Origin of the sequence: Orrella sp. JC864, assembly GCF_037026685.1 — a bacterium.
Taxonomy (GTDB): Bacteria; Pseudomonadota; Gammaproteobacteria; order Burkholderiales; family Burkholderiaceae_B; genus Orrella.
Map to the genome: position 1 here is coordinate 1 of NZ_JBANET010000042.1, position 9,926 is coordinate 9,926.

The 9,926-nt window shown below is 70.4% G+C and carries 10 protein-coding genes and 1 pseudogene; 2 read left to right on the forward strand and 9 right to left on the reverse strand.

The window, feature by feature from the left end; all coding sequences use genetic code 11:
- The 6 genes and pseudogenes from V8Z80_RS20630 to fliF all read right to left on the reverse strand — a co-directional run.
- Positions 1-635: pseudogene (locus V8Z80_RS20630) on the reverse strand (hypothetical protein); the annotation flags it as partial.
- A 28-nt stretch (positions 636-663) separates the two neighbouring features.
- A complete protein-coding gene (fliJ, locus tag V8Z80_RS20635) occupies positions 664-1,113 on the reverse strand; it encodes a flagellar export protein FliJ (protein ID WP_155195014.1) in 450 nt (149 codons plus the stop codon).
- A complete protein-coding gene (gene fliI / locus V8Z80_RS20640; RefSeq protein WP_155195015.1) occupies positions 1,103-2,566 on the reverse strand; it encodes a flagellar protein export ATPase FliI in 1,464 nt (487 codons plus the stop codon). The genes fliJ and fliI overlap by 11 nt, the downstream gene beginning before the upstream one ends.
- Positions 2,563-3,330: a flagellar assembly protein FliH gene (gene fliH, locus V8Z80_RS20645; RefSeq protein ID WP_442952012.1), complete on the reverse strand. Its 768-nt coding sequence runs from the start codon at positions 3,328-3,330 to the stop codon at positions 2,563-2,565. Before fliH ends, fliI begins: the two co-directional genes overlap by 4 nt.
- Complete coding sequence (gene fliG / locus V8Z80_RS20650) at positions 3,323-4,321, reverse strand: flagellar motor switch protein FliG (RefSeq protein WP_336063308.1); 999 nt, start codon at positions 4,319-4,321, stop codon at positions 3,323-3,325. The genes fliH and fliG overlap by 8 nt, the downstream gene beginning before the upstream one ends.
- On the reverse strand, positions 4,308-5,981 hold the full coding sequence (gene fliF, locus V8Z80_RS20655; RefSeq protein WP_155195017.1) for a flagellar basal-body MS-ring/collar protein FliF: 1,674 nt from the start codon (positions 5,979-5,981) through the stop codon (positions 4,308-4,310). The genes fliG and fliF overlap by 14 nt, the downstream gene beginning before the upstream one ends.
- Before the next feature lie 307 nt (positions 5,982-6,288).
- Between fliF and fliE the strand changes: the two genes are divergently transcribed.
- On the forward strand, positions 6,289-6,624 hold the full coding sequence (fliE, locus tag V8Z80_RS20660; RefSeq protein WP_155195049.1) for a flagellar hook-basal body complex protein FliE: 336 nt from the start codon (positions 6,289-6,291) through the stop codon (positions 6,622-6,624).
- A gap of 70 nt (positions 6,625-6,694) precedes the next feature.
- Complete coding sequence (locus V8Z80_RS20665) at positions 6,695-7,867, forward strand: putative bifunctional diguanylate cyclase/phosphodiesterase (protein WP_155195018.1); 1,173 nt, start codon at positions 6,695-6,697, stop codon at positions 7,865-7,867.
- A gap of 67 nt (positions 7,868-7,934) precedes the next feature.
- On the opposite strand, the gene V8Z80_RS20670 is transcribed toward V8Z80_RS20665, so the two are convergent.
- The 3 genes from V8Z80_RS20670 to fliK all read right to left on the reverse strand — a co-directional run.
- The gene (locus V8Z80_RS20670) at positions 7,935-8,753 is read right to left on the reverse strand and encodes a flagellar brake protein (RefSeq protein WP_155195019.1); all 819 of its coding nucleotides are present in this window, start codon (positions 8,751-8,753) and stop codon (positions 7,935-7,937) included.
- A gap of 16 nt (positions 8,754-8,769) precedes the next feature.
- Positions 8,770-9,138, reverse strand: a complete 369-nt coding sequence (locus V8Z80_RS20675) for an EscU/YscU/HrcU family type III secretion system export apparatus switch protein (RefSeq protein ID WP_336063309.1) — start codon at positions 9,136-9,138, stop codon at positions 8,770-8,772.
- Positions 9,135-9,926: flagellar hook-length control protein FliK (gene fliK, locus V8Z80_RS20680; RefSeq protein ID WP_336063310.1), on the reverse strand; the 792-nt coding region annotated here is incomplete at its 5' end. The genes V8Z80_RS20675 and fliK, both read right to left, overlap by 4 nt.

Genomic DNA, 9,926 nt, shown 5'->3' on the forward strand with positions numbered 1-9,926 from the left:
TCCGATCTCGCCGCGCCCGCCGGCGCGCGCGAGGCGGCGGCACGCTCGGGTGCGCCGGCAGGCACGGCGGCCGGGCCGGCCGGCAGGAAATCCTGCCCGGGGCCGTGGGCGGCCTGGCCGGCAGCTTGCGCCGGCACCTGCGTCCGGGACCCCGCCTGCGTCTGTACCTGTGCCTGTGCCGCAGCCAGGGCATGCGCCGCGGCCAGGCCATGCGGCGCGTGGCCCGCGCGGGCCGCAGCGCCAGCACCGCCTGCCCGGCCCGTGGCCGCCTGGGCGCCGGCCTGCGCCGGCAGGCTTGCGGGCGCGCCATGCAGTTGCGCCGCCACCTGCATGGCGATTTCCAGCGCCTGTTCGGCCAGCGCGGTGTCGGCTGTCTGCGGCTCGTGCGGGTCGGCGTGGCCGACAGGCGCTGGAGCGCCCCGCTCGGCCGCAGCGTCCTGCCCGGGCCTTTGCGCTGGCGCCTGGGAGGCCGGTTCGGCGCTGTCCTGGCGGGTTCCCTTGCCCCGCTGTCCGGACAGCACCTGCGAGAAGGACGCGCCCTGGACCGGGTCGGCAGGCGCGCCGCCCTGGGCGGCCTGGCCCGGGAGGGTAGGCGGCGGCGAAGTCGGCGCGGTGAGGCTGGCGATATCTGTCATGGTCTGTGGCCTGTCGCAGTGGGCTGCTTCAATGGATGCCCGCCGGGTACCGGGCCAGGCGGGCGGCATGTTCATCGTTGGCGCGCTGTTCCTTGCGCGCGTCCAGGCGCGCCTGCTGCCGGGCGTGGCGCGTCTGCAGGGCGTCGAAGGAGTCCAGGCGGCGCTTTTCGTCGCGCCATTGCGCCCGGCCGCTGTCGAGCTGCTGGTCGGCGCGTCCGAGCGCCAGCGATTGCTGGCTGATGGCTTCGTCCAGTGTTGCGATGAAGCGCTGGTAGTTGTAGCAATCGGCCGCCGGCATGCCGGCCTGCATGGCTTGCTGCAGGCGTTCGAGATAGTCCTGCCGGTAGTCCTGCAGCATGTTCAGCTGCTGGGCGGCGTTTTGCCGTGCTCCCTGCAGTTGGCCGAGGCGGCGCGTGGCCTGTTCGGTGCGTTCGCGCGCAAGGTCGATGAGGGCGTTCAGCGGTGCTTTAGCGGCCATGTGCGTGTCCCTGGAACAGGTGGCCCAGCTCCTGCGCGGCCTGGTCGTAGCCGACCGAGACCTGGATCTCCTGCTGCAGAAAGGCTTCGAGCCACGGATAGCGTTCGATCGCCTCGTCCAGCTGCGGGTCGTTGCCGGGCGCGTAAGCGCCCACGGCGATCAGGTCGCGGTTGCGCTGGTAGCGCGAGAACATCTGCTTGAAGCGGCGGACCAGGGCGAACTGCTCGGCCGGCACGACGGCGTTCATGACCCGCGAGACCGAGGCCTCGATGTCGATGGCCGGGTAGTGGCCGGCCTCGGCCAGTACGCGCGAGAGCACGACGTGCCCGTCCAGGATGGCGCGCGCCGAATCGGCAATCGGGTCCTGCTGGTCGTCGCCTTCGGTCAGCACCGTATAGAAGGCGGTGATGGAGCCGGCCCGCTGCCCGTTGACCGGCGCGCCATTGCCGGCCCGCTCGACCAGGGCGGGCAGCTTGGCGAACACCGAGGGCGGGTAACCCTTGGTCGCGGGCGGCTCGCCGATGGCCAGCGCGATCTCGCGCTGCGCCATGGCATAGCGGGTCAGCGAGTCCATGATCAGCAGCACGTCCATGCCCTGGTCGCGGAAGTATTCGGCCAGCCGGGTGGCATAGGCGGCGCCTTGCAGGCGCAGCAAGGGCGAGACGTCCGCAGGCGCGGCCACCACGACGGCGCGCTGCAGGCCTTGCGGCCCAAGGTTGTGTTCGATGAACTCCTTGACTTCCCGGCCCCGCTCGCCGATCAGGCCCACCACGATGACGTCGGCGCGGGTGTAGCGGGCCATCATGCCCAGCAGCACGCTCTTGCCCACGCCCGAGCCGGCGAACAGTCCCATGCGCTGGCCGCGTCCGACGGTGAGCAGGCCGTTGATGGCGCGCACGCCCACGTCCAGGGCGGTGTCGATCGGCGCGCGCGCGAGCGGGTTGATCGGCGGGGCGGTCAGCGGCGCCAGGTCGGCCCCTTCGAGCGGCCCCAGGCCGTCCAGCGGCCGGCCGGCGCCGTCCACCACGCGCCCGAGCAGGGCGTGGCCCACGGGCAGGTGCCTGCCGCGGGCGGGCTTGGCGTTGCCGTTGAGCTCGGCCTTGCGCGGCAGCGGTATGGCCCGCTGTACGGGCGGCTCGCCGGGGACCACCCGTGCGCCGGGCGGCAGGCCGGCGATATCCGATTGCGGCATCAGGTACAGGATCTGGCCGTCGAAGCCCACGACTTCCGCGTCGGCCCAATGGTCGTGCCCCGGGGCGATCTCGATGCGGCAGGCCGCCCCGACCGGCAGGCGCAGGCCGGTGGCCTGCAGCACCAGGCCGGTGGCGCGCACGATGCGGCCGGTGGCATACCAGGGATCGGTGCCGGCGGCGCGGATCGCGCCGATCTGCAATTGCGTAAGCCAGCGATCGATCGCCGGCACGCCGGGCACGCTGACGGCCGCTTCGCTCATGGCGCGGCGCTCCCGCCGTCCCATTCGTGGACCTTGCCCAGGGAGGCGGCGACACGGCGCCAGCGCGTCTGCAGCGTGGCGTCGATCGTGCCGTAGGCGGTTTCGGCGCGGCAGCCTCCGGGGGCCAGCGCATCGTCGGTCAGCAACTGCCAGTTCTGGGCGGCCAGGTCGTCGGCCAGATGCTGCGAGACGAGCGCATGGTCGCGCCCGTTTACCCACAGGCGCAGCGGTTCGGCGCCGCGGTTGTCCGCGTGCAGCACCTCGCGGATGGCGGGCAGGATCTTTTCGGGTTGCGCCGACAGGGTGTCGCGCAGCACCTGGCGGGCGATGTCCAGGGACAGGGTCAGCAGCGCCTGGCCCATCTCGGCCTCGATTCCGGCCAGCGAGTCCGCGCAAGCGCGCGCCAGCGCGGCCAGGGCTTGCGCGTGCTGCACGGCCTGGTCGCGGCCTTCGGCCAGGCCTGCCTCGTAGCCTTCCTTGCGGCCTTGCTCCAGGCCCTGGGCATGGCCGGCTTCGCGGCCCTCCTGCAGGCCCCGCGCATAACCTTCCTGATGGCCGGTTTCCCAGCCCTGCCTGCAGGCGGCCTGGATGCGCGCCTCGCGTTCGGCCGCCTGCTCGGCCTCGGACGGCTCGTCAGGGTCCGGCGCGCCGGCGGCCGAGGCGGCATCGGGCTCGGCCTGCAGGTCGAACGCCTCCATCTGCCAGCGGCGCCAGGCGCGCTTGCGCTCGCGCACTGCCAAGCCGGCATAGGGCGCTTCAGACATAGGCATCGTCCCCGGGTCCGCCCAGCACGATCTGGCCGCTGTCGGCCAGGCGGCGCGCCACCTGCAGGATCTTCTTCTGCTCGGCCTCGACCTTGGACATGCGCACCGGTCCCTGGGCTTCGAGGTCTTCGCGCAGCGTCTCGGCGGCGCGGCTGGACATATTGCGCAGGAACTTGTCGCGCAGGTCCTCGGAGGCGCCCTTGAGCGCGATCATCAGGCAGTCGTTGTCGATTTCCTTGAGGATGAGCTGGATGCCGCGCTCCTCGACCTCCATGAGGTTGTCGAACACGAACATCTCGTCGACGATCTTCTGCGCCAGGTCCGCATCGCGCTCGCGCAGGCTGGCCACCACCGCTTCCTCGTCGGTGTTGCTCATCATGTTCAGGATTTCGGCGGCCGTGCGCATCCCGCCCATCTTGCTGCGCTTGGCGCCCTGGTCGGCCAGCATGCCGTTGAGCACATCGGTAAGCTCGGACAGCGCGGCCGGCTGCACGCCGCCGAAGGTGGCGATGCGCATCATCACGTCATTGCGCAGGCGCTCGCTCAGCAGCGCCAGCACGCCGGCGGCCCGGTCGCGCTCCAGGTGCACCAGGATGGTGGCGATGATCTGCGGATGCTCGTCGCCGATGAGCTCGGCCACCGTATGGGCGTCGAGCCAGTTCAGCGAATCGATGCCGCTGCTGCCGTCGCCCGGATCCAGGATGTCCTCGATCAGGCCGGCCGCCCGGTCGCTGCCCAGCGCCTTGGTCAGGACCGAGCGGATGTAGTCGTCCGAACCCAGGTTCACCGCCATGAACTGGTCGGCTTCCTGGCGGAAGTCCTCCAGCACGCTGCTGACGGTATCGCGCGTGACCTGCTTGAGCCCGGCCATGGCCGTGCCCACCTGCTGGACTTCGCGTGCGCTCAGGTACTTGAAGACCTCGGCCGCCGCATCCTCGCCCAGCGACATCATGAGGATGGCGCTGCGCGTCAAGCCGTCACTGTTTTCCATCTTTCTCTATCCAGGTGCGCAAGACCAGCGCCACGGCGCGAGGATCCTCCTGGGCCATCTTGCGCGCCAGCGCCAGGTTCTCTTCGTAGCGCGAGAGTTGCTGCTCGCGCGCGGCGGCCGCGGCCTGCCGGTCGATCTCGGCTTGCTCCGGTCCCTCGGCGATGGCCTCGACCGCCGGCTCGAGGTGGCGCCGCAGGAGCGGGCGGGCGATGCTGCGCCACAGCCACAGCAGGATCAGGCCCACGACCAGGTACCACAGGAGCTGCTTGGCCAGCGCGATGTTGTCCGGGTCGCGCCACAGCGGGATCTCGGGCTCGGCGTGATTGAACAGGCTGTTGGCCACGTTCAGGCTGTCGCCGCGGGCCTCGGAATAGCCCATGGCCTCGCGCACCAGGCTGGTCAGCTTGTCCAGCTCTTCCTGGGGCAGGGGCTGGGGCACGCCGTCCTGGTCGGGCCGGTAGTTGATGACCACGGCCACCGACAGGCGGTTCAGGGTGCCGACCGCCTGCTTGACGTGGCTGATGGTGCGGTCGAGTTCGTAGTTGGTCGTATTGTCGCGGCGCGTGTTGGACGGGCCGGCCGGCTGCGCGGCGCCGGCCTGGCCGTCCTGCTCGGCCTGGCCGTTCTGGTTCTGGGCATTTTGCCCTTGCTGGGCGTTTTGCGGGTTCTGGATGGGCGCTACCGGGTTCAGCGGCGGCTGGTTGCTCAGCGCGCCCGGCACGCCCTGCGGCGGCGTCACGCCCACCTGCTGGGAATCGCTGGTCTGCTGGCTGCGTATGGCCGCCTGGCCGGGTTCCTGGTTGGGCTTGTAGATTTCGGAAGTCTGCTCGCGCTGCGAGAAATCCATTTCGGCGGTGGCCTGGGCATGGACGTTGCCGTAGCCCACCAGCGGGTTGAGCAGGCCCAGGATGCGCTCGACGGTGCGCTGCTCCATCTCGCGCACGTAGCGCAGCTGGTCCGCGTCCATGCCGCGGCCGGCGCCGGCCGGCGAGGACAGCAGGCGTCCGGTCTGGTCGACGATGGAGACGTTGTCCACCGTCAGCTGCGGCACGCTGGAGGAAACCAGCCAGGCGATGGCCGAGACTTGCGAATCGCTCAGGCTGCGTCCCGGATAGAGATTGACCAGCACCGAGGCGGTGGGCGACTGGCGTTCGCGCACGAACAAGGTCTGGCGCGGAATCGCCAGGTGCACGCGGGCGCCCTGCACCGAGTGCATGGCTTCGATCGAGCGGGCCAGCTCGCCTTCCAGGCCGCGCTGATAGCTGATCTGCTCGGCGAACTGGCTGGCGCCGAAGCGGGCGTTGTCCAGCAGCTCGAAGCCGACCGAGCCGCCGCGCGGCAGACCCTGGCTGGCCAGCTGCAGGCGCGTCTCGTGCACGCGGTTGGCCGGCACCATCAGCGCGCCGCCGTTGTCCGCGAACTTGTAGGGCACGTTCATCTGTCCCAGCGCCGCCACGATGGCGCCGCCGTCGCGCTCGCTCAGGTTGGAGAACAGCACCCGGTATTCCGGGCCGCGCGTCCACATGATGGCTACCACGACCAGCGCGATGAGCGCGGCGCCGGCCCCCATGAGGGCGGGCTTGGGCAATGTGCGCAGCTTGTCCAGATACGGTGCCCAGCGGGCAGCGGCCGCAGGCGTGGCGGCAACCTGCTCGTTCATCGACGGCGCTCCTGGCCGGGACGGTAGGACAAGAGGCAAGACATGTGGGGCAATCGCATGCTGCAGGATTCTGATCAGGAAGCCAGGATTATCGCGGCGGCCCCGTCCCCAGCAATCGTCGAAAAGCCCGCATTTTTACCGCTATTTGTGTTGTATGCCGCAGGCGGGCGGGCCGGTGCGCGCCGGCTCGTGGCAAAATCCCCGGAATCGGCGAAATATCGGTTTTTTGTGCCTTATTTGGCAAATAGGCCTGCCCGCAGGCGGGTTAGTCTTGCGGCGTTCGCGCTTCCTAACGGGATTGATCCAGATGGCTGTTCAGAATTTGTCCGGAATCGAGAGCATGCTGCGGCAGATGCGCGAGGCGGTGCGCGCCGCGGGTGCCGGGGCGGAGATCGGCGCAAGCCAGGCTCCCTCCGCGCCGGGCGGCTTCGCGGCCGAGCTGCAGCGCTCGATACGCCGGGTCTCGGAGGCGCAGAAGGCGGCCAATGCGCAGGCGCAGGCCTTCGAGCTGGGCGAGCCCGGCATTTCCCTCAACGATGTCATGATCGACATCCAGAAAGCCAGCCTGGCCTTCCAGGGCGCGGTCCAGGTGCGCAATCGGCTGGTTGCCGCCTACCAGGAAATTGCCAGTATGTCGGTATGACGTCATCGGCCGCGGTCACGGGCGAACGCGCGTGATCGCGATCGGACCGTGCGCTGCCTGACGGTGTGCAATGCTTGATACCTTCACTTTGCTGGTTGTCGCGGTCCTTCTGTTCGAGGTGATCGGCGCGGCCTTGCTGCTGTCCTGGTTCGTGTCGCGGCGCGGCGGCTACCTGCTCGGGCTGCTGGGCGGCGTGCCGCTGATCATCGCGCTGGGCCTGGTCCCGGTGTGGTATCTGTGGTCGCGGCATCCGGAGAAGATGCCCTACATCGACCTGCTGGTGCTCAGCGGCACGCTGCTCATTCCCTGCTGCCTGGTCGTGCTGCTGACGGTGAACCTGTTGCGGGCCGAGGCGATCGTGCGCGTGGTGCGCGGCACCCGCAGCGGCCACAGCGTCTATGCCTTGCCCGAAGTGGCGCAGATGGAGTCGCTGGAGGACGATCTGCGCCTGGCGATGCAGTCGACCGACCAGCTTTATCTGCATTACCAGCCCATCTTCAGTTCCGATACGCGGCAGGTGGCCGGTTTCGAGGCATTGCTGCGCTGGGAGCACCCTGAGCGCGGCCAGGTGCCGCCCATGCAGTTCATCCCGCTGGCCGAGCAGACCGACCTGATCGTGCCCCTGGGCGCCTGGGTGCTGGAGAACGCCTGCGCCGAGGCGGCGACCTGGCCGGAGTCCTGGTACCTGTCCGTGAACCTGTCGCCGGTCCAGCTCGAGAAGGTGCAGCTGGTCAGGGACCTGCGCGCGGTGCTCGAGCGCACCGGCCTGGCGGCCGAGCGCCTGGAGCTGGAAATCACCGAGGGCGTGCTGGTGGCCGCGGCCGGCGGCGAAATCTCGCGGCTGGCCGAATTGCGGCGCGCGGGCGTGCGGATCGCCATCGACGATTTCGGTACGGGCTATTCGAGCCTGGGCTATCTGCACCAGCTGCCGTTCGACACCATCAAGATCGACCGCTCGTTCGTGCGCGACCTGGAAACCGATCCGGGCGCCCAGGCCATCGTGGGCACGATCGTCGAACTCTCGCGCCGGCTCGACCGGGAGATCGTCGCCGAAGGGGTGGAAACCGAGGGCCAGTACGCCGCGCTGGCCGAGTTGCGCTGCCAGCGGGTGCAGGGCTGGCTGCTGGGCAAGCCGATGTCGCCCGATGCCTTGCGCGGCACTTTTATCGAGCCCTTGAAGGCCGCGGCCGCCGCGCTGCCTGCCCCGGCGGCATCCTGGGAAGAGGGCACCCGCCTGATCTGAGCGCGGCCGGCGGCCCGGCCGCGCCGCCAAGCCGCGGCAATGGGCAGGCGCGTGGCGGCTTGCCGGCTTATTTCTGGTTGCCGCGTTCTTTTTCGAGCTGCCAGACGACTTTCTGGATCCAGCTTTCCTGGCGAGCGTTCAGGTCGACGAATTGCGCACCCAGGTGGCTCAGGGGAGGCTCGCCGGCCGGCGCCTCGGCCTGGGGCTGAACATCGGCCTGGGCCTGCGCATCGGGCGCGGCCGGCTGGCGTCCGAGCGCATAGACGTTGCGCACTTTCAGGCTGGCGCTCAGGACCCCGGCCTGGCCGAAGTCCAGCGTGACGTCTTCCATCACGGTGCCGGGGGCGGGCAGTTCGCTCAAGGCGATCTGTCCGCGCAGGCCTATGCCTTCGACCGAGATGTCGCGGATGCGGAATTCCAGCGGCCGGGGGCAGTCCGGCGGCGTCCAGCGCGCCCAGGCCCGGTTGCCCGGCATGGCGGTGGTCTGCGCACGAAAGGCATGGCGCCGCTGCACGCGGGCCAGCCGCTGGGGAAAGGGCGAGGCCAGCGCCGCCGCGCCGTCGTCCATGTGCACCACCGCCGGGCGCGGAATGCGGAAACGGATCTGCACGCCGCTGTAGCCTTGCGCAATGACGTCGAAGGCCGCGCCGGCCAGCACGCTGCGCTCGTTCTGTGCAAAATCGGCGCCGGCATAGTCGCGCGGCCGCCAATAGAGCGTCTGGGAATCCTTGTCCAGCGCCGTGATCGTGATGGCCAGCTCACGGTCGGCCGGGTCGCGCACCAGGATGTGGCTGTCCGGATGCGTGAGCTCGAACAGGGCGGCCCGCACTTCTTGGGGATGGGTGAGCCAGTAGTCGGGCTCGGCGTCGAGGTCGTCGAAGGACATGATGGGAGCGTTCCATTCAAGAGCGGGGCGCGCGCGGCTCGACGCCCTCTGGCAGGACGTTATTCTCGCCCGATTCCAGGCGATATAGCCAGGCCAGCAATTCCGCGACGGCCAGATACAGCTGGGGCGGGATGTGGCTGTCGAGGTCGACTTGCATCAGCAGGCTGACCAGTTCCGGGGATTCGTGCACGTAAAGGTCGTGCTCGCGTGCGGTGCGGACGATGGCGTCGGCCACGATGCCGTAGCCCTTGGCCACCACCCGCGGGGCATGGTCCTTGCTGTCGTAGCGCAGCGCTACCGCGCGTACACGGGCGGCCTCGTCCGCCGGCCCAGGATGCGGGGCCTGGGGACTGCCTTCGCGCCCGGGATGCTTGAGTGTGCTCATGGGCCGGCCTCGCCAGGCGGCACGGGCGGCGCATCACGGTCCACGGCTAGGCCCACCAGCTCGAATCCGGCGGCGGCATAGCGCTCGCGCAGCGTGGCCGATTCGGCCTGCAGCAGGGAAGCGCTGTGCTCCGCGCTCAAGCGCATCAGCAGCTGGTTGCCTTGCAGGCGAAGCGTGGCCTGCACCTTGCCCAGTCGCGGCAGTTCCAGCACCAGCCGGGTATCCCAGCCGGCCTGAGGATCGGGCTGCTCGGGCTGTTGCGTTTCGCGGCGGATTTCCCAGTGCATCTGCGCGTCGGGCCAGGGTTCGCCGCGCCAGGCCAGCGCCTGGTTGGCCAGGACTTCGAGCTGCTGGCGCACCAGCAGGCTGGCCTCCGGATGCACGCCGCCCTGGGCTGGCGCGGCCGGCCAGGGCGTGCCGCCGGCTGCGGGGCCGCCCGAAGGCGGCGCGGCTTCGCCGCGGGCCGGCGCATCGGCGGGCAGTCCCGGCGCCTGTCCCGGCGTCCCCGCCGGCCCTGCCTGGGCGCGGGCGGCCGCGGGCACGCTTGCCTGGGCGTTTGGCGTGCCGGCCGGCAAACCGGCCTGCGGCTCGTTGCGCAATTGGGCCAGGGTGCGGCGTCCGAAAGCCAGCCCGGCAAGATGGGACTCGTAGAACAGCCCGCTGGCATCGACCGCCTGGGCCAGCGCGCGGGCCAGCACCGCGGCGCCGGGCGCGGACGCCTGCGCCGTAACGGCGGCGCCGGCCGCGGATGCCGCGCTGGCCGGACCGGCGGCGGGCGCGGAGATCGG

Bases quoted from the DNA above. Each gene is read 5' to 3' on its own strand.
- V8Z80_RS20670 (WP_155195019.1), bottom strand. From the start codon at position 8,753: ATGTCCTTCGACGACCTCGACGCCGAGCCCGACTACTGGCTCACCCAT.
- fliF (WP_155195017.1), bottom strand. From the start codon at position 5,981: ATGAACGAGCAGGTTGCCGCCACGCCTGCGGCCGCTGCCCGCTGGGCA.
- fliG (WP_336063308.1), bottom strand. From the start codon at position 4,321: ATGGAAAACAGTGACGGCTTGACGCGCAGCGCCATCCTCATGATGTCG.
- fliE (WP_155195049.1), top strand. From the start codon at position 6,289: ATGGCTGTTCAGAATTTGTCCGGAATCGAGAGCATGCTGCGGCAGATG.
- V8Z80_RS20675 (WP_336063309.1), bottom strand. From the start codon at position 9,138: ATGAGCACACTCAAGCATCCCGGGCGCGAAGGCAGTCCCCAGGCCCCG.
- fliJ (WP_155195014.1), bottom strand. From the start codon at position 1,113: ATGGCCGCTAAAGCACCGCTGAACGCCCTCATCGACCTTGCGCGCGAA.
- fliI (WP_155195015.1), bottom strand. From the start codon at position 2,566: ATGAGCGAAGCGGCCGTCAGCGTGCCCGGCGTGCCGGCGATCGATCGC.
- fliH (WP_442952012.1), bottom strand. From the start codon at position 3,330: ATGTCTGAAGCGCCCTATGCCGGCTTGGCAGTGCGCGAGCGCAAGCGC.
- V8Z80_RS20665 (WP_155195018.1), top strand. From the start codon at position 6,695: ATGCTTGATACCTTCACTTTGCTGGTTGTCGCGGTCCTTCTGTTCGAG.